Source organism: Pectobacterium peruviense (genome assembly GCF_002847345.1).
GTDB classification, from domain to species: domain Bacteria; phylum Pseudomonadota; class Gammaproteobacteria; order Enterobacterales; family Enterobacteriaceae; genus Pectobacterium; species Pectobacterium peruviense.
Genome location: NZ_LXFV01000009.1, coordinates 1 through 25315 on the forward strand (window position 1 = coordinate 1; position 25315 = coordinate 25315).

At 48.2% G+C, this 25315-nt stretch carries 43 protein-coding genes and 1 pseudogene; 6 read left to right on the top strand and 38 right to left on the bottom strand.

Going from position 1 to position 25315, the window contains the following annotated elements:
* The first annotated feature begins 237 nt into the window (after window positions 1-237).
* Window positions 238-786, top strand: coding sequence for a gamma carbonic anhydrase family protein (locus A0G03_RS08350; protein ID WP_048262649.1), 549 nt, complete (start codon window positions 238-240; stop codon window positions 784-786).
* Here the strand turns inward: A0G03_RS08350 and A0G03_RS08355 are convergent.
* The 6 genes and pseudogenes from A0G03_RS08355 to dprA all read right to left on the bottom strand — a co-directional run bounded on the left by A0G03_RS08355 (window position 771) and on the right by dprA (window position 4583).
* Entirely contained in the window at window positions 771-1028 is a 258-nt protein-coding gene (locus tag A0G03_RS08355; protein ID WP_048262651.1) for a DUF1488 family protein, read from the bottom strand. The genes A0G03_RS08350 and A0G03_RS08355 overlap by 16 nt on opposite strands.
* Window positions 1025-1852 carry a shikimate dehydrogenase gene (aroE, locus tag A0G03_RS08360; RefSeq protein ID WP_048262652.1) on the bottom strand — a complete coding sequence of 276 codons (828 nt, stop codon included), beginning with the start codon at window positions 1850-1852 and terminating at the stop codon, window positions 1025-1027. The genes A0G03_RS08355 and aroE overlap by 4 nt, the downstream gene beginning before the upstream one ends.
* A gap of 19 nt (window positions 1853-1871) precedes the next feature.
* Window positions 1872-2441, bottom strand: coding sequence for an L-threonylcarbamoyladenylate synthase type 1 TsaC (gene tsaC, locus A0G03_RS08365; protein ID WP_048262654.1), 570 nt, complete (start codon window positions 2439-2441; stop codon window positions 1872-1874).
* On the bottom strand, window positions 2434-2991 hold the full coding sequence (locus A0G03_RS08370; RefSeq protein WP_048262656.1) for a DNA topoisomerase family protein: 558 nt from the start codon (window positions 2989-2991) through the stop codon (window positions 2434-2436). Before A0G03_RS08370 ends, tsaC begins: the two co-directional genes overlap by 8 nt.
* Window positions 2992-3011: 20 nt before the next feature.
* Entirely contained in the window at window positions 3012-3485 is a 474-nt protein-coding gene (gene smg / locus A0G03_RS08375) for a DUF494 family protein Smg (RefSeq protein ID WP_048262657.1), read from the bottom strand.
* Window positions 3457-4583 (bottom strand): annotated as a pseudogene (dprA, locus tag A0G03_RS08380) (DNA-protecting protein DprA). The gene smg and the pseudogene dprA overlap by 29 nt, the downstream one beginning before the upstream one ends.
* Window positions 4584-4711: 128 nt before the next feature.
* On the opposite strand from dprA, the gene def reads away from it, so the two are divergent.
* The 5 genes from def to mscL all read left to right on the top strand — a co-directional run bounded on the left by def (window position 4712) and on the right by mscL (window position 9487).
* A complete protein-coding gene (gene def, locus A0G03_RS08385) occupies window positions 4712-5224 on the top strand; it encodes a peptide deformylase (protein ID WP_048262659.1) in 513 nt (170 codons plus the stop codon).
* A 23-nt stretch (window positions 5225-5247) separates the two neighbouring features.
* Window positions 5248-6195: a methionyl-tRNA formyltransferase gene (gene fmt / locus A0G03_RS08390; protein ID WP_048262660.1), complete on the top strand. Its 948-nt coding sequence runs from the start codon at window positions 5248-5250 to the stop codon at window positions 6193-6195.
* A 67-nt stretch (window positions 6196-6262) separates the two neighbouring features.
* Window positions 6263-7552 carry a 16S rRNA (cytosine(967)-C(5))-methyltransferase RsmB gene (gene rsmB / locus A0G03_RS08395; protein WP_048262662.1) on the top strand — a complete coding sequence of 430 codons (1290 nt, stop codon included), beginning with the start codon at window positions 6263-6265 and terminating at the stop codon, window positions 7550-7552.
* A 56-nt stretch (window positions 7553-7608) separates the two neighbouring features.
* A complete protein-coding gene (trkA, locus tag A0G03_RS08400) occupies window positions 7609-8985 on the top strand; it encodes a Trk system potassium transporter TrkA (RefSeq protein WP_010304922.1) in 1377 nt (458 codons plus the stop codon).
* A 91-nt stretch (window positions 8986-9076) separates the two neighbouring features.
* Window positions 9077-9487: a large-conductance mechanosensitive channel protein MscL gene (mscL, locus tag A0G03_RS08405; protein ID WP_048262664.1), complete on the top strand. Its 411-nt coding sequence runs from the start codon at window positions 9077-9079 to the stop codon at window positions 9485-9487.
* 30 nt (window positions 9488-9517) lie between these two features.
* Here mscL and A0G03_RS08410 read toward each other — a convergent pair whose 3' ends face one another.
* From A0G03_RS08410 to A0G03_RS08565, 32 genes are all read right to left on the bottom strand, one after another.
* On the bottom strand, window positions 9518-9730 hold the full coding sequence (locus tag A0G03_RS08410) for an alternative ribosome-rescue factor A (RefSeq protein WP_048262665.1): 213 nt from the start codon (window positions 9728-9730) through the stop codon (window positions 9518-9520).
* Between the two features lie 208 nt (window positions 9731-9938).
* A complete protein-coding gene (rplQ, locus tag A0G03_RS08415; protein ID WP_005970246.1) occupies window positions 9939-10331 on the bottom strand; it encodes a 50S ribosomal protein L17 in 393 nt (130 codons plus the stop codon).
* Window positions 10332-10371: 40 nt separating this feature from the next.
* Window positions 10372-11361, bottom strand: a complete 990-nt coding sequence (locus A0G03_RS08420; RefSeq protein WP_005970247.1) for a DNA-directed RNA polymerase subunit alpha — start codon at window positions 11359-11361, stop codon at window positions 10372-10374.
* A gap of 25 nt (window positions 11362-11386) precedes the next feature.
* Window positions 11387-12007 (bottom strand): 30S ribosomal protein S4, encoded by a 621-nt coding sequence (gene rpsD, locus A0G03_RS08425; RefSeq protein WP_005970249.1) that lies wholly within the window; start codon window positions 12005-12007, stop codon window positions 11387-11389.
* A 30-nt stretch (window positions 12008-12037) separates the two neighbouring features.
* Complete coding sequence (rpsK, locus tag A0G03_RS08430; protein ID WP_002919257.1) at window positions 12038-12427, bottom strand: 30S ribosomal protein S11; 390 nt, start codon at window positions 12425-12427, stop codon at window positions 12038-12040.
* Window positions 12428-12443: 16 nt separating this feature from the next.
* Window positions 12444-12800 carry a 30S ribosomal protein S13 gene (rpsM, locus tag A0G03_RS08435; protein ID WP_011095499.1) on the bottom strand — a complete coding sequence of 119 codons (357 nt, stop codon included), beginning with the start codon at window positions 12798-12800 and terminating at the stop codon, window positions 12444-12446.
* A 146-nt stretch (window positions 12801-12946) separates the two neighbouring features.
* Complete coding sequence (rpmJ, locus tag A0G03_RS08440; protein ID WP_002227352.1) at window positions 12947-13063, bottom strand: 50S ribosomal protein L36; 117 nt, start codon at window positions 13061-13063, stop codon at window positions 12947-12949.
* A gap of 33 nt (window positions 13064-13096) precedes the next feature.
* Window positions 13097-14428, bottom strand: a complete 1332-nt coding sequence (secY, locus tag A0G03_RS08445; RefSeq protein ID WP_005970255.1) for a preprotein translocase subunit SecY — start codon at window positions 14426-14428, stop codon at window positions 13097-13099.
* Window positions 14429-14435: 7 nt separating this feature from the next.
* On the bottom strand, window positions 14436-14870 hold the full coding sequence (rplO, locus tag A0G03_RS08450) for a 50S ribosomal protein L15 (protein ID WP_011095501.1): 435 nt from the start codon (window positions 14868-14870) through the stop codon (window positions 14436-14438).
* 3 nt (window positions 14871-14873) lie between these two features.
* Window positions 14874-15053, bottom strand: a complete 180-nt coding sequence (gene rpmD / locus A0G03_RS08455; RefSeq protein ID WP_004846568.1) for a 50S ribosomal protein L30 — start codon at window positions 15051-15053, stop codon at window positions 14874-14876.
* 6 nt (window positions 15054-15059) lie between these two features.
* A complete protein-coding gene (gene rpsE / locus A0G03_RS08460; protein WP_005970257.1) occupies window positions 15060-15560 on the bottom strand; it encodes a 30S ribosomal protein S5 in 501 nt (166 codons plus the stop codon).
* Window positions 15561-15574: 14 nt separating this feature from the next.
* Entirely contained in the window at window positions 15575-15928 is a 354-nt protein-coding gene (rplR, locus tag A0G03_RS08465; protein WP_048262670.1) for a 50S ribosomal protein L18, read from the bottom strand.
* A gap of 9 nt (window positions 15929-15937) precedes the next feature.
* Window positions 15938-16471: a 50S ribosomal protein L6 gene (gene rplF / locus A0G03_RS08470; RefSeq protein ID WP_005970259.1), complete on the bottom strand. Its 534-nt coding sequence runs from the start codon at window positions 16469-16471 to the stop codon at window positions 15938-15940.
* Between the two features lie 12 nt (window positions 16472-16483).
* Window positions 16484-16876 (bottom strand): 30S ribosomal protein S8, encoded by a 393-nt coding sequence (gene rpsH, locus A0G03_RS08475; protein WP_005970261.1) that lies wholly within the window; start codon window positions 16874-16876, stop codon window positions 16484-16486.
* A 33-nt stretch (window positions 16877-16909) separates the two neighbouring features.
* Window positions 16910-17215 carry a 30S ribosomal protein S14 gene (gene rpsN / locus A0G03_RS08480; RefSeq protein WP_010286114.1) on the bottom strand — a complete coding sequence of 102 codons (306 nt, stop codon included), beginning with the start codon at window positions 17213-17215 and terminating at the stop codon, window positions 16910-16912.
* A gap of 13 nt (window positions 17216-17228) precedes the next feature.
* Complete coding sequence (gene rplE, locus A0G03_RS08485; protein WP_011095504.1) at window positions 17229-17768, bottom strand: 50S ribosomal protein L5; 540 nt, start codon at window positions 17766-17768, stop codon at window positions 17229-17231.
* Between the two features lie 14 nt (window positions 17769-17782).
* Entirely contained in the window at window positions 17783-18097 is a 315-nt protein-coding gene (rplX, locus tag A0G03_RS08490) for a 50S ribosomal protein L24 (protein WP_005970267.1), read from the bottom strand.
* A 10-nt stretch (window positions 18098-18107) separates the two neighbouring features.
* On the bottom strand, window positions 18108-18479 hold the full coding sequence (gene rplN / locus A0G03_RS08495) for a 50S ribosomal protein L14 (protein WP_000613954.1): 372 nt from the start codon (window positions 18477-18479) through the stop codon (window positions 18108-18110).
* Window positions 18480-18643: 164 nt separating this feature from the next.
* Window positions 18644-18898: a 30S ribosomal protein S17 gene (rpsQ, locus tag A0G03_RS08500; protein WP_048262672.1), complete on the bottom strand. Its 255-nt coding sequence runs from the start codon at window positions 18896-18898 to the stop codon at window positions 18644-18646.
* Window positions 18898-19089 (bottom strand): 50S ribosomal protein L29, encoded by a 192-nt coding sequence (rpmC, locus tag A0G03_RS08505; RefSeq protein WP_005970272.1) that lies wholly within the window; start codon window positions 19087-19089, stop codon window positions 18898-18900. Before rpmC ends, rpsQ begins: the two co-directional genes overlap by 1 nt.
* Entirely contained in the window at window positions 19089-19499 is a 411-nt protein-coding gene (gene rplP / locus A0G03_RS08510) for a 50S ribosomal protein L16 (RefSeq protein WP_005970273.1), read from the bottom strand. The genes rpmC and rplP overlap by 1 nt, the downstream gene beginning before the upstream one ends.
* Before the next feature lie 12 nt (window positions 19500-19511).
* Complete coding sequence (gene rpsC, locus A0G03_RS08515) at window positions 19512-20213, bottom strand: 30S ribosomal protein S3 (RefSeq protein WP_005970274.1); 702 nt, start codon at window positions 20211-20213, stop codon at window positions 19512-19514.
* Window positions 20214-20230: 17 nt separating this feature from the next.
* Window positions 20231-20563, bottom strand: coding sequence for a 50S ribosomal protein L22 (rplV, locus tag A0G03_RS08520; protein ID WP_005970275.1), 333 nt, complete (start codon window positions 20561-20563; stop codon window positions 20231-20233).
* 14 nt (window positions 20564-20577) lie between these two features.
* Window positions 20578-20856 (bottom strand): 30S ribosomal protein S19, encoded by a 279-nt coding sequence (rpsS, locus tag A0G03_RS08525; RefSeq protein ID WP_004929772.1) that lies wholly within the window; start codon window positions 20854-20856, stop codon window positions 20578-20580.
* Between the two features lie 16 nt (window positions 20857-20872).
* Window positions 20873-21694 carry a 50S ribosomal protein L2 gene (rplB, locus tag A0G03_RS08530; RefSeq protein ID WP_014701619.1) on the bottom strand — a complete coding sequence of 274 codons (822 nt, stop codon included), beginning with the start codon at window positions 21692-21694 and terminating at the stop codon, window positions 20873-20875.
* A gap of 17 nt (window positions 21695-21711) precedes the next feature.
* A complete protein-coding gene (rplW, locus tag A0G03_RS08535) occupies window positions 21712-22014 on the bottom strand; it encodes a 50S ribosomal protein L23 (protein WP_005970277.1) in 303 nt (100 codons plus the stop codon).
* Complete coding sequence (rplD, locus tag A0G03_RS08540) at window positions 22011-22616, bottom strand: 50S ribosomal protein L4 (protein ID WP_039308906.1); 606 nt, start codon at window positions 22614-22616, stop codon at window positions 22011-22013. The genes rplW and rplD overlap by 4 nt, the downstream gene beginning before the upstream one ends.
* Before the next feature lie 10 nt (window positions 22617-22626).
* Entirely contained in the window at window positions 22627-23256 is a 630-nt protein-coding gene (gene rplC, locus A0G03_RS08545; RefSeq protein WP_048262674.1) for a 50S ribosomal protein L3, read from the bottom strand.
* Window positions 23257-23288: 32 nt separating this feature from the next.
* Window positions 23289-23600, bottom strand: a complete 312-nt coding sequence (rpsJ, locus tag A0G03_RS08550) for a 30S ribosomal protein S10 (protein WP_001181005.1) — start codon at window positions 23598-23600, stop codon at window positions 23289-23291.
* A gap of 299 nt (window positions 23601-23899) precedes the next feature.
* Window positions 23900-24373 (bottom strand): bacterioferritin, encoded by a 474-nt coding sequence (bfr, locus tag A0G03_RS08555; protein ID WP_048262676.1) that lies wholly within the window; start codon window positions 24371-24373, stop codon window positions 23900-23902.
* 73 nt (window positions 24374-24446) lie between these two features.
* Complete coding sequence (gene bfd, locus A0G03_RS08560; protein WP_005970281.1) at window positions 24447-24641, bottom strand: bacterioferritin-associated ferredoxin; 195 nt, start codon at window positions 24639-24641, stop codon at window positions 24447-24449.
* Window positions 24642-24845: 204 nt separating this feature from the next.
* Window positions 24846-25315: EF-Tu C-terminal domain-related protein (locus A0G03_RS08565; RefSeq protein WP_244177706.1), on the bottom strand; the 470-nt coding region annotated here is incomplete at its 5' end.

The window sequence follows — 25315 nt, forward strand, 5'->3', positions numbered from 1 at the left end:
CTTTATCGACCCGGTTGTGTGTTCACAGCGCCGTGTCGATGGAGGCGCATTATAGGGATCCGTTTTCGTTACACAACAACTTTCTTGATCTTTTTTTCTATTCGCATGTTTTTCGACCATTTCGATGAGATCTTATTCGATCCATGCCATTTTTCAGTTGCCGCAGCCGCATATCTGTCGATATTTTGTCTGTTAATGCGAATAATCAGCATGTGGTAAATAACTGTGAGGTTGTCGATGAGTGCAAAAACATTCCGTCGTTATAACGGTATCTCGCCCATTTTAGGTGAAAGAGTCATGGTCGATCATTCCAGCGTGGTGATTGGCAAGGTAACACTAGGCAATGATGTCGGTATCTGGCCTCTTGTCGCCATACGCGGCGATGTTAACTACATCACTATCGGTGCCAGGAGTAATATCCAGGATGGATCAGTGCTTCATATCACCCACTGTTCAGAGAAAAAACCTGAAGGTAACCCACTTATTATTGGGGAAGATGTCACTGTGGGACATAAAGCAATGCTGCACGGTTGCCAAATAGGAAATCGGGTTCTGGTCGGAATGGGGTCAATACTCCTCGATGGCGTCGTTGTCGAGGATGATGTCATGATTGGTGCTGGCAGTTTGGTCCCGCCAGGAAAACGCTTAGAGAAAGGACATCTATACGTTGGCAGCCCAGTGAAGAAAATTCGGCCACTGACACAAGAAGAAATAGAGGGACTGATGTACTCGGCCAATAACTATGTTCGTTGGAAAGATGAATACCTTGCTCAGGATAATGAGTAATAGCCCTCATCATCCCATTCTTCAGCAATGATCATTTTTTCCAATTCATCTTCAAGATCCCATCGATGTTCCCTGAACAGCGCCAGCCACTGTTCGGGGCTATCACCGCCATAACGTCGCTGGAGCGGCTCTGCGCTCACTAGACATTCCTGCAGAAAGCCATTTACTAAAACAGGAAAGCGGATCGCCATTACCTTATCATCCCAACTTTCACGATCTGGGAACTGGATCGCCTGATTCATTTAGCGAGATCCTGCTTCAGTAAACCAATCACTGGTTCCACGTCCGGCATCACACCATGCCAAAGTTTAAACGCATGTGCCGCTTGCCCCACCAGCATTCCCAAACCATCTGCATAATGGACAGCTCCCTCTTGTACGCACCATGACAAAAAGGGTGTGAGTTGCGGTAAATAAAACATGTCATAACAGCTCGTTTCCGAAGAAATGAGTTCTGGCGGTAAGTTAGGAATACTGTCGTACATCCCAGAAGATGTTGCGTTAATGATCAGATCGAAAGACTTGCCATGCAGATCGTCAAGAGCAATAGCTTGAATATCACCGATATCACAGAAGATCTTCGCTAATGCATCAGCCTTGGAAAAAGTCCTATTTGTCAGCACGACAGTACAACCATAGGCCAGCAAAGGTTGGATAACTCCACGCGCCGCACCACCCGCACCAACGAGCAAAACACGATCCAGAGGTTTTACCAACTCTAATCGTTGCAGATCGCTGAGCAAACCGATGCCATCAGTATTATCACCAAACAGGCGGCCGTCGCTCAGTCTCTTCAATGTATTAACCGCCCCCGCAAGCGCAGCACATTCGCTACGCTCATCGGCTTCGGAAAAGGCTCGCTCTTTAAAGGGCGCAGTCACATTCGCGCCACCAGCACCATCGTGAAAATACTGGCGCAGCATCTGCTCAAAATTATCCAGAGGCGCTAACACGCGCTGGTACGTCAACGTTATCCCCGTCTGCGCCGCAAATAGCTCGTGTATGCGAGGTGATTTACTATGTGCAATCGGATTGCCAAAAACTGCAAAAGACGTTACTTCAGACACGTTCCCCTCCACCTTGCCGTTACCCCTGACGAATGAGCTCGCCTGTTAATACATCCCTGATTTCTGATGGATTCATTCTTCCGCCGACGTCCCCAACTAGCACAGGGAAATCATCGCCAAACTGAAGAGAGACTTCCAGAGCAGTACGGCAAGGAGGCTGACCGCTTAAATTGGCACTGGTCGACACCAACGGTTTACCGTAGTGCTGGCACAGTTCCTTAACTAATGGATGGTCACTAACGCGTACCGCAAGCGAGGAAAATTGCCCCGTTAACCACTGCGGCGTCGTAGGTTTTGCAGGTAATACCCAAGTAACCGGACCTGGCCATGTGGAAAACATCATAGCCTTTTGCTCATCGGATAACGCGCTGTCATTAATGTAAGGCACCAATTGGCTAAAATCTGCCGCAATCAGGATCAGTCCTTTTTGCCAGGGACGTTGTTTTAACGCCAGCAGGCGATTAACCGCCACTTCACTATCAGGATCGCACCCCAACCCAAATACCGCTTCAGTCGGGTACGCAATAACCTGTTCATTATGTAACTCCCGCAAAATGGGAACTAGTAGTTCATCAGACACATCATTCATTCTTATCAACTTCTGCCGCTATCGGTTTTCCACATAATTTACTCGCACAAAATAGCTTGGTGCCTTGTGCCGTCTTTTTCTCAAACAATAAAGCGTAATGGCAAGAAGGGCATTCACCCGCTATCGGCTTATGGTTTAACGTAAACTGGCAATCGGGATAGCGATCGCAAGAATGAAACACCTTACCGTAGCGAGATTTACGCTGTAACAGCGTGCCTTCATTACACTGTGGGCATCGAATTGCCGTTTCATCAGGGCGATCAATAGTCTCGGTATGGTGGCATTCAGGGTAATTGCCACAGCCGATGAACATTCCATAGCGGCCTTGCCGTAGTACCAATGTCGACTGGCAAAGCGGACATTGCTGCCCATCCAATACCTTGACGATATGCCCATCCGCTTGCGCCTTCAGCGGGCGAATAAATTCACATTCCGGATACGCAGAACAGCCAAGGAATGGGCCATGACGACCAGAACGGATAACCAGCTCTGACCCACAGTCTGGACATATTTCCTGTTTTTTTTCAGCAAACAGTGCAGGCTTAACCATTCGAACTGTTATTCCTCAGGCTATTGCACATAACCGTCATTGACCTCAAAGAGTAATTCTTCCATTTGCTGATAGGCATTCTCACAACCTGGCACATTGAAAAGCACCATGAGAATGACCCACTTTAGATCTTCCAGATCAAACTCCTGCGTTTCCAATGCCATAACGCGTTCAATAATCATTTCCCGCGTTTCAAGATTTAGAACCTGAATTTGCTCAAGAAACAATAAAAAGCCACGACATTCCGCATCAAGACGCAACGTTTCATCCTGCGTATAGATGCGCATAGCTAGAGGATCGCTCGCCAAATAAAGCGGCGCAGTCTGCCCTTCCTGAATATCGGCTAATTTTTCCAGCCAACTCAACGCGCTATAGATATCGTTACGATGAAATCCAGCGCGGGTGAGGTCATCAGTTAACGTATCCTGATCGACACGCATTTCAGTTTCATTGTGGATGTAACTCTCAAACAAGTACATGAGTACGTCGAACATGGCTTGCCCTCCTTAATCGGACATAGCCGCCGGGTACTGCTGCGATCCATCCTGCTAACTCCAGCTCTAATAGCTTAATGACTATCTCTGGCACAGGTTGGCCGGCACGTTCAGCGACAACATCAACAGGTGTAACCTCATCTCCTACGTTAGCCAACACGTCGGCAAATGGCAATTCGCCATCCTCTTCTTCGTTAGAAATAGTTTGCCCGCTTTCCGTTGGCAGCCACTGTAATTCACTCACCAACTGTTCAAGAATATCCTTCGGATGTGTAACCAGACTGGCCCCTTGCTGGATTAACCAGTGTGTTCCCTCCGTCATAGGGTTACCGATAGGCCCCGGCAGAGCAAAAACCTCCCGTCCTTGCTCCAGTGCGTAACGCGCGGTAACCAATGACCCACTGCGGATAGATGCTTCAATGACCAAAACTCCCAGCCCTAGCCCGCTAATGATTCGGTTTCTTCTAGGGAAGTTGGTTGGGAAAGGCGGCATAGCGAGGGGGAATTCTGAGACCAAAGCACCACCATCGCCACAAATACGCTCGGCAAGCTTGACGTGACGCTTGGGATAAATATTCCTCAGTCCGCTTCCCAGCACTGCAATTGTTTTTCCTCCCGAATCCAAAGCGGCACGATGAGCAATGCCGTCGATACCAATTGCTAGTCCGCTTGTTACTGTAAGTTCATTCGCGGCAAGCTCTTGGGCGAAAAAGCATCCCCAGCGTTCACCGTAAGCACTACTACCCCGGCTACCAATAATCGATATTTGTGGCGATGCCAATAACTCAGGAGAACCAGAGATAAAGAGCAACAGCGGAAAATCACGAATATTACTTAACAGAAAGGGATAAAGGGCATCTTCGCACGTCACGATATGATATGATGATTGGGATGGGACAACCAGTTGAGTGTGTCTTCCAGGATCCTGCGATCATAGGTACAAAATTGTGCTATTTGAGCATCAGACAGACCTAACGCCCCCAAAGTCTCGTTATCGAACGTATTTAAATCAATCAGCTTTTTGACAATAGTTCGAAGGCGCCTGACACCTAAGTGCCGCACGCCCGTCATGCGTAGCCAGATTTCCGTTGATAGCATCCGCGTCCCTCATGCTGCTCTGTTCCGATTAGTGGTGCAATTCGGTGCTGATGCTGTCAATCGAGGCAGGAAATGTCTAGAATGGGCACTAAAGCTCTCTCACTATTCAGATACAGATCTAAACATATATGTCAGTTTTGCAGGTATTACATTTTCCAGACGAGCGGCTCCGCATCACTGCGCAACCCGTAAAAGAAGTCAATGCAGATATTCAACGTATCGTGGATGATATGTTCGATACCATGTACGAAGAAGAAGGTATCGGCTTGGCCGCGACACAAGTGGACATTCATCAACGCATTATTGTTATTGACGTCTCTGAAGAGCGGGATCAACGGCTGGTGCTGATCAATCCCGAGCTGATTGAAAAGAGCGGCGATACGGGCATTGAAGAGGGTTGCTTGTCGATCCCTGAAACTCGAGCGCTGGTTCCTCGTGCAGAGCATGTAAAAGTTCGCGCATTGGATCGTGAAGGTAAACCGTTCGAACTTGAAGCAAGCGAGCTACTTGCCATTTGCATTCAGCATGAAATGGACCACCTGGTTGGGAAATTGTTTATCGATTACCTTTCCCCGCTTAAACGCCAGCGCATTCGTCAAAAACTGGAAAAACTAGCTAAGCAGAATAGCCGGCCCCGATAATTTTCATCCTGACAGGAAGCACCGTGTCTGATTCTTTACGTATCATCTTTGCCGGAACCCCTGATTTTGCAGCGCGTCACCTTGACGCACTTTTATCATCAGGGCATGAGATCGTTGGCGTTTTCACACAGCCTGACCGACCAGCCGGTAGAGGTAACAAGCTCACACCAAGCCCGGTAAAAGTGCTGGCAGAGCAACATAACATCCCCGTTTTCCAGCCTAAATCTCTGCGACCAGCAGAAAATCAGGCAATGGTTGAAGCGTTAGATGCCGATGTTATGGTTGTTGTCGCTTACGGCTTAATTTTGCCGCAGCCTGTGCTATCCATGCCTCGCCTTGGCTGCATTAATGTACACGGTTCTTTACTGCCTCTCTGGCGTGGAGCTGCGCCGATACAACGTGCATTGTGGGCAGGAGATAGTGAAACGGGCGTGACGATCATGCAAATGGACGTTGGACTCGATACGGGCGCGATGCTACACAAAATTGCGTGCCCCATCCTGCCACAGGATACTAGCGCAACGCTGTACGGTAAACTTGCTGAGCTGGGCCCGCGCGGCTTATTAGAAACGCTGGAACTGCTTGCAGATAGCAGCGCTGTCGCTGAAGCACAAAACGATGCCCTTGCCACCTATGCAGAAAAGCTCAGCAAAGAAGAAGCCCGTCTAAACTGGCAGCTATCTGCCGAGCAGCTTGAGCGCTGTATTCGTGCTTTTAATCCTTGGCCAGTCAGCTATTTCATCGTAGATGAACAACCGGTGAAAGTCTGGAAAGCTGAGGTCATCGCCAAAGCACATGACTCACAGCCAGGCACAATCCTACAGGCAGATAAGCAGGGTATTCAGGTAGCAACCGCCAATGGCATTTTGAATATTCAGGAATTACAGCCCGCAGGCAAGAAAGTAATGAGTGCGCAGGATCTACTCAACTCACGCCGTGAGTGGTTCGTTCCCGGTAATACACTGAACTAATCTATTTTTCATACCGGCGTCATGCCGGTATATCCTCTCCCTTTTACGTATACGTCATCGCTAACACATGAAAAGCTCATACAACCTACGCAGTATTGCCGCAAAAGTGGTGGGACAAGTTCTGGATCAGGGGCAATCGCTCAGCGCCTTATTGCCTGTTCATCAGCGTGATGTTTCCGATAAAGATCGCGCACTTTTACAAGAGCTTTGCTTCGGCGTATTACGCGTTTTACCGCAGTTGGAATGGTGTATCCAACAACTGATGGCTAAGCCTCTAACGGGCAAACAACGCACGTTGCATTACCTCATCATGGTCGGCATCTACCAACTGCACTATACGCGAATCCCGCCACATGCTGCTCTGGCAGAAACAGTAGAAGGCGCCGTGGCGTTAAAAAGGCCACAACTCAAGGGGCTGATTAACGGCGTATTACGCCAATTCCAGCGCCAGCAGGAAGAACTCATTCAGCGTGAAGCAACTCACTCGTCTCACTACTTGCACCCAAGCTGGCTGTTAGCCCGTATTGAGCATGCCTATCCAAATAACTGGAAAGACATCGCTGAGGCAAATAATCAACGCCCTCCGATGTGGCTACGCGTGAATCGGTTACACCATACGCGAGAAGCGTATTTAAACTTGTTGGTGCAAGAAGGAATCGAAGCGTTTCCTCATACCGAATACAGCGATGCGATACGGCTTGCTTCTCCATGTGCCGTCGATCAATTGCCAGGATTTTCACAAGGGTGGGCTACCGTACAGGATGCTTCAGCCCAAGGCTGCGTCTATTGGCTTGATCCACAAGATGATGAGCAGATCCTCGATCTCTGCGCCGCTCCGGGTGGAAAAACGACACACATTTTAGAGGCAGCACCAAAATCTCATGTGCTCGCTGTCGATGTTGATGAAACACGCTTAGGCCGAGTAAAAGAAAACTTACTTCGGCTACAAATGCATGCTGAAGTCAAACAAGGCGATGGACGTTACCCCGACTCATGGTGCGAAGGACGTGTATTTGATCGCATTCTGTTGGACGCCCCTTGTTCCGCTACTGGCGTAATTCGTCGTCATCCTGATATTAAATGGCTACGCCGAGACAGAGACATCGAAGAATTAGTTGCACTGCAAAAAGAGATTCTTGATGCCATTTGGCCACACCTCAAAACAGGTGGCACGATGGTTTATGCCACCTGCTCAATTCTGCCGCAAGAAAATGCCCAACAAGTTACGGATTTCCTGTCTCGCCATGCCGATGCAGCACTTGTTGATACCGGTACAAGTGAAATGCCGGGTATACAGATGCTCCCTCATGCTGATGGCGGTGATGGTTTCTTTTATGCGAAGCTGGTAAAAAACTGATATTGAACCCAGTATTGTCTGCAACAAGCGGCAATCAATAAACGGCATAGCTTATTATGAAAATTATCATTCTTGGCGCAGGTCAGGTCGGCGGAACACTGGCGGAAAACCTAGCGGGTGAAAACAATGACATCACTGTCGTTGATACTGATGCAAATCGGTTACGCCAACTTCAGGATAAGTTTGATCTACGTGTCGTTACAGGCTATGCCTCTCATCCGCGTGTGCTGCGCGAAGCAGGGGCGGAAGATGCAGATATGCTGGTTGCAGTTACCAATTCAGATGAAACGAATATGGTAGCATGCCAAATCGCTTATTCTCTTTTCAAAACACCAAATCGAATTGCACGCATTCGTGCTGCTGAATATATTCGTGAATCAGAGCAGCTATTTTTACCAGAAGCCGTTCCCATCGATCACCTTATCTCCCCAGAGCAGTTGGTGATCGATAACATTTACAAGCTGATCGAATATCCCGGAGCACTTCAGGTCGTCAACTTCGCTGAAGGCAAAGTGAGCCTTGCCGCTGTTAATGCCTACTATGGCGGCCCATTGGTCGGTAATGCCCTCACCTCTCTCCGTGAACATATTCCCCACGTGGATACCCGAGTTGCCGCTATTTTCCGCCACGACCGTCCAATTCGTCCACAAGGTTCTACCATAATCGAAGCGGGTGACGAGGTGTTTTTTGTCGCCGCTTCTCAGCATATTCGAGCAGTAATGAGCGAATTGCAACGCCTTGAAAAACCGTATAAAAGGATCATGATCGTTGGTGGTGGGAACGTCGGTGCAGGATTGGCACAGCGGTTAGAAAAAGATTACAGCATCAAGCTGATAGAACGAAATGCAGACCGGGCGGTGGAGTTGGCTGAACTTCTGCAAAATACAGTAGTGTTTCATGGCGATGCCTCAGATCAAGAGCTTCTCGCCGAAGAACATATCGAGCAGATCGATGTATTCATCGCTATTACCAACGATGATGAAGCAAATATTATGTCAGCAATGCTGGCTAAACGCATGGGCGCGAAAAAAGTAATGGTGCTCATCCAGCGCCGAGCTTATGTCGATCTGGTTCAGGGCAGCGTCATTGATGTCGCAATCTCACCACAGCAGGCGACAATTTCTGCGTTACTCAGCCACGTACGTAAGGCAGACATCGTTAGCGTATCCTCTTTACGCCGAGGTGTAGCCGAAGCGATCGAAGCGATCGCCCATGGTGACGAAGGCACATCGAAAGTCGTCGGCAGAATGATTGAAGACATTAAGCTTCCACCAGGTACCACCATCGGAGCAATTGTTCGCGGTGATGACGTCATTATTGCCAACGCAAATAGCAAAATTGAGCAAGGTGATCATGTCATCATGTTCTTGGCTGACAAAAAATTTGTGCCTGATGTTGAACGGTTATTTCAACCAAGCCCCTTCTTTTTGTAATGTAGGAACAAATTCACTGCCAACCAGATAATCTGGCAAAGTTACAGCTATTGGTTAGAATTAATTTATATTTTTGGCAAGGAGAACGGATATGAGCATCATCAAAGAATTCAGAGAGTTTGCCATGCGTGGCAATGTTGTCGATTTGGCCGTGGGTGTCATTATTGGTGCCGCTTTCGGCAAAATTGTTTCCTCTCTGGTATCAGATATTATAATGCCGCCACTTGGACTTTTGATTGGTGGTGTTGATTTTAAACAATTCAGCCTTATTCTTCGTGACGCTCAAGGCGAAATTCCTGCCGTTGTCATGAACTATGGTGCTTTTATCCAGAACATTTTTGACTTTGTCATCGTCGCTTTCGCGATTTTTATAGCCATAAAGCTTATGAATAAAATGCGCCGTAAACAGGAAGATACACCAGCTGCACCACCGAAGCCGAGTGCTGAAGAGAAGCTATTAGCTGAAATTCGCGATTTGCTTAAAGAAAAACACAAACAGTAAAAATTGAATTTCCCTTCAAGCACAGCTGTATTACGCAGAAAGTAGAAAGGCCAGTGGTAAATAATCATTTGATTGCTTACCACTGGCCTCCCAACTACTTTTCTTCATATGTTTGTCTTTTCTACGATAACTTCCTTTCCCTTTTTCATTCACTTCGATTCGTTGGCGAAACAGTGGGTCATGTAGCAGTGCCTCAATGGCATTGTCCTGAATTTTCCCACGCTTATGGCGGTATGTGGTCATCATCACTCCTAATAGAATCGATATGGTATGTGCATAAATAAAACGTGCTGAGTATATAGCCGAAATCGATGGATGAGAACAGATAGGTATGTGTTTTTCCACTTATTCAGATACAGGCAATTTCTTACCATGCATGATCTTGCGAAAACGTAGTTTATTTCAGATATAAAAAAACCGGGTTTCCCCGGTTTTTTCACGCTCTTACAGATTACTCTGCAGTAGCTACTTCTTCTGTCTGAGAAACTGAGCGATCAACGAGCTCGATGTATGCCATCGGCGCATTGTCACCAGCACGGAAGCCACACTTCAGAATACGAGTGTAACCACCGGCACGGCTCGCGAAACGCGGGCCCAGTTCATTAAACAGTTTTGCCACGATCTCGTTATCACGAGTACGGGCGAATGCCAGACGACGATTAGCAACGCTGTCGGTCTTGGCAAGAGTAATCAGCGGTTCAACAACGCGACGCAGCTCTTTCGCTTTCGGCAGGGTCGTCTTGATGATTTCATGACGAACCAAAGAACTAGCCATGTTACGGAACATAGCCTGACGATGGCTGCTGTTACGGTTCAGTTGACGACCACTCTTACGATGGCGCATGACCTTATCCTTCTCAGTAAAACCTTAACCTGTGATCTGGTTACTCATCAGCAATACTTGCAGGTGGCCAGTTTTCTAGGCGCATACCCAGAGACAGACCACGGGAAGCCAGTACGTCTTTAATCTCAGTAAGAGATTTTTTACCCAGGTTAGGCGTTTTGAGCAGCTCAACCTCGGTACGCTGTACCAGATCACCGATGTAGTGGATAGCTTCTGCCTTAAGGCAGTTAGCAGAGCGGACAGTCAATTCCAGATCGTCAACAGGGCGCAGCAGGATCGGATCGAATTCTGGTTTTTCTTCTTTAACTTCTGGCTGACGAACATCACGTAAGTCAACAAAAGCTTCAAGTTGTTCAGCCAGAATGGTAGCCGCACGGCGGATCGCCTCTTCAGGATCGATCGTGCCATTGGTTTCCATTTCGATGACTAGCTTGTCCAAGTCAGTACGCTGTTCTACGCGAGCTGCTTCAACATTGTAGGCAATACGCTCTACAGGGCTGTAGCAAGCATCAACTAACAGACGACCAATTGGGCGCTCATCTTCTTCCGTATGAATACGGGCAGATGCCGGCACATAACCACGACCACGTTGAACTTTGATACGCATACTAATAGATGCGTTTTCATCGGTCAGGTGGCAAATTAAGTGCTGCGGCTTGACGATTTCGACATCACCATCATGGATGATGTCGGCTGCAGTCACAGGGCCAATGCCAGATTTATTCAGGGTAAGAATAACTTCATCTTTACCTTGAACTCTCACCGCCAGCCCTTTCAGGTTGAGCAGGATTTCCAGGATATCTTCCTGTACGCCTTCTTTGGTGCTGTACTCATGCAGTACACCATCAATCTCAACCTCGGTCACCGCGCAACCTGGCATGGATGAAAGCAGAATACGGCGCAGTGCGTTGCCAAGAGTATGGCCGAAGCCTCGCTCTAATGGCTCAAGGGTCACCTTGGCGTGCGTCGAACTCACTTGCTCGATATCAACCAGGCGCGGTTTTAGAAACTCTGTCACAGAACCCTGCATTGTGTCCTCTCTTTGGTACTAAGCTTTACTTGGAGTAAAGCTCGACGATCAGGTGTTCATTAATGTCCGCAGACAGATCGGTACGTTCAGGAATACGTTTGAACACACCTTCCATCTTGGCAGCATCAACTTCCAGCCAAGTTGGCTTTTCACGCTGTTCAGCCAGCTCCAGAGCGGCTTTCACGCGAGATTGCTTTTTCGCTTTCTCACGGATGCTGACTACGTCATTCGGGGATACCTGATAAGAAGCGATGCTAACAACGCGACCGTTTACCATGATAGCTTTGTGGCTTACCATCTGACGTGATTCAGCGCGAGTAGCACCAAAACCCATACGATAAACAACGTTATCCAGACGACCTTCCAGCAGTTGCAGCAGGTTTGCACCTGTGTTGCCTTTCAGACGTGCTGCTTCTTTATAATAGTTACGGAACTGACGCTCTAGCACACCGTAGATACGGCGAACTTTTTGCTTTTCACGCAACTGTACACCATAGTCAGACAGACGCGGTTTACGCGCACCGTGCTGGCCAGGAGCTTGTTCAATTTTACACTTGGAATCGATCGCACGAACACCAGACTTCAGAAACAGGTCGGTGCCTTCACGACGGCTCAGCTTGAGCTTAGGACCCAAATATCTTGCCATTTTCTTTCTCCAACAATCCTAAAAGCGGCGTTATACGCGGCGCTTTTTCGGCGGACGACAACCGTTATGAGGGATCGGAGTCACATCAGTAATATTAGTGATGCGGAAACCAGCCGCGTTCAATGCGCGGATAGTAGACTCACGGCCCGGACCAGGTCCTTTAACCATAACTTCCAGGTTCTTAATACCGTATTCTTTCACGGCCTCTGCGCAACGTTCTGCAGCTACTTGAGCAGCGAACGGCGTAGATTTACGAGAACCACGGAAGCCGGAACCACCGGCAGTTGCCCACCCCAGCGCATTACCCTGACGATCAGTAATGGTTACGATGGTGTTGTTGAAAGAAGCATGGATATGAGCCACACCGTCAGAGACTTGCTTTCTTACACGCTTACGTGCACGAATAGGTGCCTTTGCCATTATTCAATCACCCCGATTATTTCTTGATCGGTTTGCGCGGACCCTTACGGGTACGGGCGTTAGTCTTGGTACGCTGACCGCGAACCGGCAGACCACGACGATGACGCAAACCACGATAAGTACCAAGGTCCATAAGACGCTTGATGCTCAGGGTAACTTCACGACGCAGGTCACCTTCTACAACAAACTTGGCAACTTCGTCACGCAGCTTATCGATTTGCTCTTCAGACAGCTCACTGATCTTAACATTTTCGGCAATCTCTGTTGCAGCACAAATAGCCTGCGACCGAGTTTTACCGATACCGAAAATTGACGTTAACGCAATAACGGTATGTTTATGATCAGGAATGTTAATGCCTGCTATACGGGCCACTATGCACTCCTACAATTTTATACAGCAACACCATTCTGAAAAGCCCGTTTTCAGGATACTCAAATAATGTTGCAGCTACATACAAAAGATTGGCTGGCTAATCTAGCCAGCTCAATCCAACTTTGCAAGAAAAATATGCGAGATAATCAGCCTTGACGCTGTTTATGCTTCGGTTCGGCACTGCAGATCACACGAACGACACCGTTACGCTTAACAATCTTACAGTTACGACATAATTTCTTGACGGAAGCACGAACTTTCATTTTTACTCTCCGTAACTTCTCAAGCTCACCTAATTAACGGTTATAGCCTTTCAGGTTTGCTTTCTTCAATGCAGACTCATATTGACTCGACATCATCAGAGTTTGCACTTGAGCCATAAAGTCCATGATGACGACAACAACGATCAATAAAGATGTACCCCCAAAATAGAAAGGCACTTTCATTGCGTCACGCATAAACTCCGGGATCAGGCAGATAAAAGTAATATACATCGCACCAATCAGAGTCAGGCGAGTCATTACTTTATCGATATATTTCGCCGTTTGCTCTCCCGGACGAATTCCTGGCACGAATGCACCGGACTTCTTCAGGTTATCTGCTGTTTCACGCGGATTGAAAACCAACGCAGTGTAGAAGAAACAGAAGAAGATGATTGCAGACGCATAGAGTAACACATAAAGCGGTTGTCCGGGCTGCAAATACAGCGAAATAGTTGTCAGCCAGTTCCAACCGGTACCGCCCCCAAACCAGGATGCAATCGTGGCAGGGAACAGAATAATACTGGAAGCAAAGATCGCTGGGATAACCCCGGCCATATTCACTTTCAGCGGTAAATGCGTACTCTGTGCTGCATAAACACGACGACCTTGTTGACGTTTTGCATAATTAACGACGATACGACGTTGACCACGCTCAATGAAAACAACGAAGAAGGTTACTGCAAACACTAAAACTGCAACCAACAGCAACAGGAGGAAGTGCAGGTCGCCTTGCCGAGCTTGCTCGATGGTATGGCCAATGGCCGGCGGTAGACCCGCAACAATACCAGCAAAGATTATGATCGAGATACCGTTACCGATACCACGCTCCGTAATCTGTTCTCCCAGCCACATCAGGAACATTGTCCCAGTAACTAGGCTTACAACAGCGGTAAAGTAGAAAGCAAAACCTGGGTTTATAACCAAGTCTTGCATTCCAGGCATATTTGGCAAACCGGTAGCAATACCGATCGACTGGAATATAGCCAATACCAAGGTACCGTAGCGGGTATACTGGCTGATCTTACGACGGCCAGCTTCCCCTTCTTTCTTTATTTCAGCCAAGGCGGGATGAACCACCGTCAGCAACTGGATAATAATCGATGCCGAAATATACGGCATAATACCCAGAGCAAAGATAGAAGCACGGCTGAGAGCACCACCAGAGAACATGTTAAACATTTCAATGATGGTGCCTCGCTGCTGTTCAAGCAATTTGGCAAGCACAGTGGCATCAATACCAGGAATCGGGATAAAAGAGCCAATACGGAAAACAATTAGCGCACCGATAACAAACAAAAGTCTGCGCTTCAGTTCACCAACTCCGCCTTTAGCACTCTGAAAATCTAATCCTGGTTGCTTAGCCATCTGCTACTTATTCCTCAATTTTACCGCCAGCAGCTTCGATAGCAGCACGAGCACCTTTAGTGACACGCAGACCACGAATCGTTACCGGACGAGCAACTTCACCAGACAGAATCACTTTCGCGAATTCAATCTGAATGCCAATAACATTAGCGGCTTTCAGCGTATTCAGGTCAACTACGTCGCCTTCTACTTTAGCAAGATCAGACAAACGAACTTCTGACGTGATCATTGCTTTACGAGAAGTAAAACCAAACTTCGGCAGACGACGGTATAAAGGCATCTGACCACCTTCAAAACCACGACGTACGCCACCACCAGAACGAGAGTTCTGACCTTTGTGACCACGACCGCCAGTTTTTCCCAGGCCAGAACCGATACCACGACCTAAACGCTTCGGTGCATGTTTAGCACCTTCGGCCGGAGACAGAGTATTTAAACGCATCTGTTACTCCTCCACTTTAACCATGTAGGAAACCGCGTTGACCATACCACGAACCGCAGGAGTATCCTCACGTTCAACAGTATGACCAATACGACGCAGACCCAGGCCAAGCAGTGTCGCCTTATGTTTCGGCAGACGACCGATTGCACTACGGGTTTGAGTGATTTTAATAGTCTTTGCCACGGTCAATTACCCCAGAATTTCTTCAACGGATTTACCACGCTTGGCAGCGACCATTTCCGGGGACTTCATGTTGGCCAAGCCATCAATCGTTGCACGAACCACGTTAATCGGGTTAGTGGAACCATAGGCTTTAGCCAATACGTTGTGAACCCCTGCAACTTCCAAAACGGCGCGCATTGCGCCACCGGCAATAATACCGGTACCTTCGGAAGCTGGCTGCATGAACACACGAGAACCCGTGTGAGCACCTTTAACCGGGTGCTGCAGGGTGCCGTTGTTCAGCGCGACATTCATCATATTGCGACGGGCTTTTTCCATCGCTTTCTGGATCGCTGCTGGAACTTCGCGAGCTTTACCGTAACCAAAACCAACGCGACCGTTGCCATCACCCACTACTGTCAGTGCGGTGAAGCTGAAAATACGGCCACCCTTAACGGTTTTAGATACGCGATTTACCGCGATCAGCTTTTCCTGCAGTTCGCCAGCTTGTTTCTCGATGTGAGCCATCTTACACCTCTACCTTAGAACTGAAGGCCAGCTTCACGGGCAGCATCTGCCAGTGCTTGGACTCGACCATGATATTGGAAACCGGAACGGTCGAAAGAGACATTCTTGATGCCTTTTTCTAACGCGCGTTCTGCAATAGCTTTACCTATTGCGATTGCAGCGTCTTTGTTGCCAGTCGACTTCAGTTGTTCAGCGATAGCTTTTTCTACAGTAGAAGCGGCTACCAGGACTTCAGAACCGTTCGGTGCAATGACCTGCGCATAAATATGGCGTGGAGTACGATGTACCACCAGACGCGTCGCACCCAGTTCCTGGAGCTTGCGGCGTGCGCGGGTCGCACGACGGATACGAGCTGCTTTCTTATCCATAGTGTTACCTTACTTCTTCTTAGCCTCTTTGGTACGCACGACTTCGTCGGCGTAACGGACACCCTTGCCTTTGTAAGGCTCAGGACGACGGTAGGCGCGTAATTCCGCAGCAACCTGACCAATAACCTGTTTATCAGCACCTTTCAGTACGATTTCAGTTTGGCTTGGGCATTCTGCAGTAATACCTGCCGGCAGTGCATGCTCTACTGGGTGAGAAAACCCAAGAGACAGGTTAACCACATTGCCTTTAACAGCAGCACGGTAACCAACACCAACCAGTTGCAGCTTCTTAGTGAAGCCTTCGGTAACACCGATAACCATTGCGTTCAACAGAGCGCGAGTGGTACCCGCTTGGGCCCATCCATCAACGAAACCTTCGCGCGGGGCGAAAGTCAAAGCGTTGTCAGCTTGTTTCACTTCAACAGCATCATGGATCTTACGACTCAGCTCGCCGTTTTTACCCTTAATCGAAACATCCTGACCGTTGAGTTTTACCTCTACGCCGGCAGGAATGACGACGGGTGCTTTTGCAACACGAGACATTTTTCCTCCCGATTAAGCTACGTAGCAGATAATCTCGCCACCAAGACCAGCCTGGCGAGCTGCACGATCAGTCATAACACCTTTAGAGGTAGAAACAACTGCGATACCCAAACCGGCCATAACTTTTGGCAGCTCATCTTTTCTTTTATAGATGCGCAGACCTGGACGGCTTACTCGCTGAATGCTTTCTACCACTGCCTTGCCCTGGAAATATTTAAGTTCTAATTCCAGAACTGGCTTGGTGTCGCCTTCGATTTTGAAATCTTCAATGTAACCTTCTTCCTTCAGCACGTTGGCAATTGCCACTTTCAGCTTGGAGGAAGGCATGGTGACCGCAACTTTGTTCGCGGCTTGACCGTTACGGATACGGGTCAGCATATCCGCGATCGGATCTTGCATGCTCATCTGTCTTTACTCCCGTGATTCAATTGGTGACAATTACCAGCTAGCCTTTTTCAGACCCGGAATTTCACCGCGCATAGCGGCTTCACGGACCTTGATACGGCTCAACCCGAACTTCCGCAGGAAAGCGTGCGGACGACCAGTTTGGCGACAGCGGTTACGCTGACGAGACGGGCTGGAATCACGCGGCAGAGTCTGCAGCTTAAGAACTGCATCCCAACGATCTTCGTCGGATGAGTTCACACCAGAGATGATAGCTTTCAATTCCTCGCGTTTAGCGCGGTATTTTTCAGCCAGTTTCACACGAACAACTTCGCGTGCTTTCATGGATTGCTTAGCCATTAGTAACCCTACCTTACTTGCGGAATGGGAAGTTAAAGGCGGCCAACAGCGCACGGCCTTCATCATCGGATTTCGCAGTAGTGGTAATGGTAATGTCCAAACCACGAACGCGATCGACTTTATCGTAGTCGATTTCCGGGAAGATGATCTGTTCACGCACGCCCATGCTGTAGTTACCACGACCATCGAATGACTTGGCGGACAAGCCACGGAAGTCACGAATACGAGGTACAGCAATGGAAATCAGTCGCTCAAGGAACTCCCACATGCGTTCGCCACGCAGAGTTACTTTACAGCCGATCGGATAGCCCTGACGGATTTTGAAGCCTGCAACAGATTTGCGTGCTTTGGTGATCAACGGTTTTTGACCGGAGATTGCTGTCAGATCAGCTGCTGCGTTATCCAGCAGTTTCTTGTCAGCGATCGCTTCACCAACACCCATATTCAGGGTGATCTTCTCGACCCGAGGGACTTGCATGACAGAATTGTAGTTAAACTCAGTCATGAGTTTTTTAACTACTTCGTCTTTGTAGTAATCATGCAGTTTCGCCATCGTACTACTCCAAATTACTTGATAGTTTCGCTATTAGATTTAAAGAAACGGACTTTTTTTCCGTCTTCGAATCTAAAGCCTACACGGTCAGCCTTACCAGTTGCCGCATTGAAGATTGCAAGGTTAGAAACTTGAATTGCAGCTTCTTTTTCAACGATGCCACCTGGTTGGTTCAGGGCCGGAACCGGCTTCTGATGTTTTTTAACCAGGTTAATACCTTCAACAATGACCTTACTAGCAGACAGGACATTTTTTACTTTACCGCGCTTACCTTTATCTTTGCCGGTTAGCACAATAACTTCGTCATCACGACGGATTTTCGCTGCCATGATTCGCTCCTTAAAGTACTTCTGGTGCCAGAGAGATAATTTTCATGAACTTCTCATTACGCAGTTCACGAGTTACCGGCCCAAAAATACGCGTACCGATAGGCTGTTCGCTGTTATTGTTTAAAATAACGCAAGCATTTCCATCGAAGCGAATGACAGAACCGTCCGGGCGACGAACACCCTTCTTGGTGCGCACCACTACCGCCTTCAGAACGTCGCCTTTTTTCACCTTACCGCGAGGAATTGCTTCCTTGATGGTAATTTTGATGATGTCGCCGACGCCTGCGTAGCGACGGTGCGAGCCACCTAGAACCTTGATACACATTACGCGACGTGCACCGGAATTATCGGCCACGTTCAGCATAGTCTGTTCTTGGATCATTTTAGTGCTCCGCTAATGTCAACTACTACTTTAGGACCCTTTCGGGCCATTAAATACCCCATAATTGAGGGCGCAGCATTATAACACTGCTTCCTTAGTATGGGTAGAAAAAATAAACGGCCCTTTGCAGAGCCGTTTATCTATTTTCGAGAAGCGCTACTGTATTACAGAATCGCTTTCTCTACAACGCGAACAAGTGTCCAAGACTTAGTTTTGGACAGCGGACGGCATTCATGGATTTCAACCACGTCACCGATACCGCATTCATTGTTCTCGTCATGTACGTGCAGCTTAGTCGTACGTTTGATGAATTTACCGTAAAGCGGGTGTTTCACGAAACGTTCGATGGCAACAACCATGGATTTCTCCATTTTGTCGCTTACAACACGACCTTGCAGAGTACGGATTTTATCGGTCATTACGCACCCGCCTTCTCAGTCAGTAAAGTCTTAACACGTGCAATATTGTGACGCACTTGTTTTACCAGGTGAGTCTGTTGCAACTGACCACTGGCAGCCTGCATACGCAGGTTAAATTGCTCGCGCAGCAGGCCGAGCAGCTCAGTGTTCAGCTCTTCAACGCTCTTTTCACGCAGCTCATTTGCTTTCATTACATCACCGTCTTAGTTACAAAGGTGGTTTTGATAGGCAGTTTCGCTGCTGCCAGTTGGAATGCCTCACGGGCTAACTCTTCCGGCACACCGTCCATTTCGTACAGGACTTTACCTGGCTGAATCAAGGCAACCCAATATTCCACGTTACCTTTACCTTTACCCATACGAACTTCAAGCGGTTTTTCGGTGATCGGTTTGTCCGGGAATACACGGATCCAGATCTTACCTTGACGCTTAACAGCACGGGTCATGGCACGACGTGCAGCTTCGATTTGACGAGCAGTCAGGCGACCGCGGCCAACAGCTTTCAGACCGAAAGTGCCGAAGCTAACATCCGTACCTTGCGCCAGACCACGGTTGCGGCCCTTGTGCACCTTACGGAATTTTGTACGCTTTGGTTGTAACATCAGCGACTCTCCTTACTTGCGGCCTTTACGCTGCTGCTTTTTAGGTTGAGCAGCCGGTTTTTCCGGTTGTTCAACTGCAGCCATACCACCCAGAATCTCACCTTTGAAGATCCACACTTTCACACCGATAACACCATAAGTAGTGTGCGCTTCGGAAGTGTTGTAGTCGATATCCGCACGCAATGTATGCAACGGAACACGACCTTCACGGTACCATTCGGTACGCGCGATTTCAGCGCCGCCAAGACGGCCACTTACTTCAACTTTAATACCTTTAGCGCCAAGACGCATGGCATTCTGTACAGCACGCTTCATAGCACGACGGAACATGACACGACGTTCCAACTGAGAAGTGATGCTGTCAGCAACCAATTTTGCGTCCAGTTCAGGTTTACGAACTTCTGCGATATTGATCTGTGCAGGTACGCCAGCGATATCCGCTACGACTTTGCGCAGTTTCTCAACATCTTCACCTTTTTTACCGATCACGATGCCTGGGCGAGCAGTGTGAATAGTCACACGGATGCTTTTTGCAGGACGTTCGATAACGATACGAGAAACGGAAGCCTTCTCCAGTTCCTTCGTCAGGTATTTACGAACTTTAAAATCGCTGTCCAGGTTGTCAGCGAATTCTTTGGTATTCGCATACCAGGTAGAGTTCCAAGGTTTGACAATACCCAGGCGAATACCATTAGGATGTACTTTCTGACCCATTGCTAGTCTCCAGAGTCTCAGCGATCGGACACAACCACAGTAATGTGGCTGGTACGCTTCAGGATGCGATCCGCACGACCTTTAGCACGCGGCATAATGCGCTTCATGCTTGGGCCTTCGTCAACGAAGATTTTCGCGACTTTCAGATCATCAATGTCAGCGCCATCGTTGTGTTCTGCGTTAGCAATAGCAGACTCCAGCACTTTTTTAACCAGACCAGCAGCTTTCTTGTTGGTGTAGGTCAGAACTTCCAGAGCTTGCGACACTTTCTTACCGCGAATCAGGTCTGCCACTAGGCGAACCTTTTGAGCAGAAGAACGAGCGTGGCAATGTTTAGCGATAGTTTCCATCTCTTCCTCCTACCTTAGCGCTTCTTGGCCTTTTTGTCGGCCGCATGGCCGCGATAAGTACGAGTCGGCGCGAATTCACCCAGCTTGTGACCGACCATTTCATCGGAAACAAACACCGGAACGTGCTGACGACCATTATGGACAGCGATGGTCAAACCGATCATATTTGGAAAGATCGTTGAACGACGGGACCAAGTGCGCAAAGGCTTCTTGTCTCCGCTTTCCACCGCTTTCTCTACCTTCTTCAGCAAGTGCAGGTCTATAAATGGACCTTTCTTGAGAGAACGTGGCATGGTTTATCCTCTAAGATTATTTAGTACGGCGACGTACGATAAATTTATCAGTACGCTTGTTGCTGCGGGTCTTTTTACCTTTGGTCTGAAGGCCCCACGGACTCACCGGGTGCTTACCAAAGTTACGACCTTCACCACCACCGTGTGGGTGATCGACTGGGTTCATTGCCGTACCGCGAACGGTAGGACGAATCCCGCGCCAGCGTGCAGCACCAGCTTTACCCAGAACGCGCAGCATATGCTCAGCGTTGCCAACTTCGCCCAGCGTCGCGCGGCAGTCGGATTCGACTTTACGCATTTCGCCAGAACGCAGACGCAGGGTAACGTAAGCACCATCACGAGCAACGATCTGAACGTAAGTACCAGCAGAACGAGCCAATTGGCCGCCTTTACCTGGTTTCATTTCTACGTTGTGAACCGTTGAACCGACTGGGATGTTACGCATCGGCAAGGTGTTACCCGCTTTAATCGCAGCATCAACGCCAGATTGAATCTGGTCGCCGGCTTTCAGGCCTTTCGGCGCCAGAATGTAACGACGCTCGCCGTCTTTATACAGAACCAACGCGATATTCGCGGAACGGTTCGGATCATACTCCAGACGCTCAACAACCGCAGGAATACCATCTTTGTTGCGTTTAAAGTCAACAATACGATAAGCCTGTTTATGACCACCACCGATGTGACGGGTAGTGATGCGGCCATTGTTGTTACGGCCACCGGATTTGCTGTTCTTTTCCAGCAACGGGGCATAAGGTTTGCCCTTGTGCAGCTCAGGGTTAACCACTTTAACAACGTGGCGACGACCCGGAGATGTCGGTTTACATTTAACAACTGCCATTGTCTTTCTCCTCCGACTTACTCAGCGCCGCCGATGAAGTCCAGATTCTGGCCTTCTTTCAGGGTGACGTAAGCTTTTTTCCAGTCGCTGCGACGACCAATACGCTGTCCGTGACGCTTAACTTTACCCTTAACTACCAGGGTGTTTACGTCTTTAACTTCTACTTCGAACAGTTTCTCGACAGCAGCAACGATCTCTGCTTTAGTCGCGTCTTTAGCAACTTTGAGAACGATGGTGTTAGTTTTTTCCATCGCGGTAGATGCTTTTTCAGATACGTGCGGCGCGCGCAGTACTTTCAGCAGACGTTCTTCACGGATCATGCCAGCATCTCCTCAACTTGCTTAACTGCATCAGCAGTCATAACGACTTTGTCGAAGGCGATTAGGCTAACTGGGTCGATTGCTGCTGCATCACGCACATCAACCTTGTACAGGTTACGTGCAGCCAGGAACAGATTCTCATCCAGTTCACCAGTGATGATCAACACGTCTTCCAGTGCCATTTCTTTCAGCTTCTGAGCCAGCAACTTAGTTTTCGGTGCTTCTACAGAAAACGTCTCGACAACGATCAGACGATCTTGACGTACCAGTTCGGACAGGATGCTTTTCAGCGCGCCGCGGTACATCTTTTTGTTAACTTTCTGACTGTGGTCCTGTGGCTTCGCAGCAAAGGTTACACCACCGGAACGCCAGATCGGGCTCTTAACAGAACCTGAACGCGCACGGCCAGTACCTTTCTGACGCCAAGGTTTTTTACCAGAACCAGTTACTTCAGCACGCGTCTTTTGAGCGCGAGTACCTTGACGGGCACCTGCTGCATAAGCAACAACAACCTGATGTACCAGCGCTTCGTTAAAATCACGACCGAAGGTAGTTTCGGAAACAGTCAGCGCGCTTTGCGCGTCTTTCAATACTAATTCCATTGCTATCTCCTCACGCCTTCACAGCTGGTTTAACGATCAGGTCGCTACCGGTAGCACCCGGAACAGCACCTTTAACCAGCAGCAGGTTGCGCTCAGCGTCAACACGCACTACATCCAGGCTCTGAACAGTTACACGTTCGTTACCCAGTTGGCCTGCCATTTTCTTGCCTTTGAACACTTTGCCCGGAGTCTGGTTCTGACCGATAGAACCCGGAGCGCGGTGGGACAAGGAGTTACCGTGAGTAGCATCCTGAGTACGGAAATTCCAGCGCTTAACTGTGCCAGCAAAACCTTTACCTTTAGATGTACCAGTAACGTCTACTTTTTTAACGTCAGCGAAAATTTCAACACTGATGCTCTGACCAATAGTGAACTCTTCGCCTTCAGACAGACGGAATTCACGCAGGGTACGGCCAGCTTCTACGCCAGCTTTAGCAAAGTGACCTGCTTCTGGCTTGGTAACACGGTTTGCTTTTTTAGCACCAGTAGTTACTTGCACAGCACGGTAACCATCGTTAGCCAGGTCTTTAACCTGAGTTACGCGGTTTGCTTCAATTTCGATAACGGTTACGGGGATAGATACGCCATCTTCAGTGAAGATACGGGTCATGCCCACTTTTTTACCGACTAAACCAATCATTGTTTCAACCTCTCAATCGCTCAATGACCTGATTAACCCAGGCTGATCTGCACGTCTACACCAGCAGCCAGATCCAGACGCATCAGAGCATCAACGGTTTTCTCGGTTGGCTCAACGATGTCAACCAGACGCTTGTGAGTGCGAATCTCGTACTGATCGCGCGCATCTTTATTGACGTGCGGAGAAATCAGAACGGTAAAGCGCTCTTTGCGGGTCGGCAGCGGGATCGGACCACGTACTTGCGCACCAGTGCGCTTAGCAGTCTCGACGATTTCCGCAGTTGATTGATCAATCAGACGATGATCAAACGCTTTCAGGCGGATACGGATTCTTTGGTTCTGCATGAGACCAGAGCTCCAATTATTTATAAACGTAAATGATTACTCCTCACACCCATTTCGATTGATGGGGGAGTGTAATCGTCAGCACATAACCCCCATATCGGGAGTATTGTTTTAGTCAATAAATCAATATTGACTCTCTGATTCGGATTGAATCAGGCTTACCTTGTTTCAGTAAGCTCGCGCATTATACGCAAATTGGCTGGGGAAGCAATAAGCAGGATTAAATGATTTTAAACGCGGCCGGAACGATAAACGTTAGTCCGGCCGGATTGAGGTAGACAGCAGACTACGACGCCATGTTACTCAGCCTTTAACTGAGCTTGAAGGTAGTTTTGTATCCCAAGACGAGAAATCAAATCCAATTCAGTTTCCAGCCAGTCGATATGCCCTTCTTCATCGGCAAGAATTTCTATCATTAAATCTCTACTGACGTAGTCATGCACGGAATCCGAGTGAGCAATCGCCTCACGTAAATTCTTTGCACCATCTAACTCAAGTTGCAGGTCAGAACGTAAAATCTCTTCGACATCCTCGCCAATATTTAGCTTACCCAAATCCTGCAGATTCGGGATGCCTTCAAGAAACAGGATTCGTTCGATGTAGCGATCAGCATGTTTCATTTCGTCAATAGACTCATGATACTCGTGATCGTTAAGACGGGTTAAGCCCCAGTTTTTAAACATTCGGGCATGAAGAAAATATTGGTTAATGGCTACCAGCTCGTTGCCCAATAACTTATTCAGGTGTGTGATGACTTTTTTATCGCCTTTCATGACATGCTCCTCCGCTCCAGTTATTAAAGTGTAGAACTGGTCAGCAGAGAGTCAAAAAAAACGACCCTACATTTTATGCTACTTCATACATGTCAGGAATTTTAGCCTGCTCTTCCTCAAAAATGACACGCGCCTGGCGAATACATTTTCCGCAATCTGTCCCGATAGGAACGAGCTTGCGTAATTGTTGCATAGATTGAGGCTGGTGCTGACGAACAGCATTACGGATGACTTTGTCAGAAATTGCGTTGCACAAACAAACATACATACCAGAATGACTCATCGTTATCGCGAATGTCTTTGACGCTACCTTTCAGGACACTGCAAACGGCATTTGAAACCGCTCCTAGCGATTTTTTAACCAACTCAGTCATTGTAAATGATAATTATTTTTATTTCAATTTCCATTTAATTATTGAGGCGTAAAAAAAGGCACCGAGGTGCCTTTTTCATGCATTTAGTTTATCAGCGATTAAGCGATAACTTTAGCAACAACGCCCGCGCCTACAGTACGGCCGCCTTCACGGATTGCGAAACGCAAACCGTCATCCATCGCAATTGGGTGGATCAGGGTAACAACCATTTTGATGTTGTCGCCCGGCATTACCATCTCTACGCCTTCTGGCAGTTCGATGGTGCCCGTTACGTCAGTCGTACGGAAGTAGAACTGAGGACGGTAGCCTTTGAAGAACGGAGTATGACGGCCGCCTTCATCTTTGCTCAGGATATACACTTCTGATTCGAACTGGGTGTGCGGCTTGATTGAACCAGGCTTAGCCAGTACTTGGCCACGCTCGATTTCTTCACGCTTGATACCACGCAGCAGAACACCAACGTTCTCGCCTGCACGACCTTCGTCCAGCAGCTTACGGAACATTTCAACGCCGGTACAGGTTGATTTCACGGTATCTTTGATACCAACGATTTCAACTTCTTCACCAA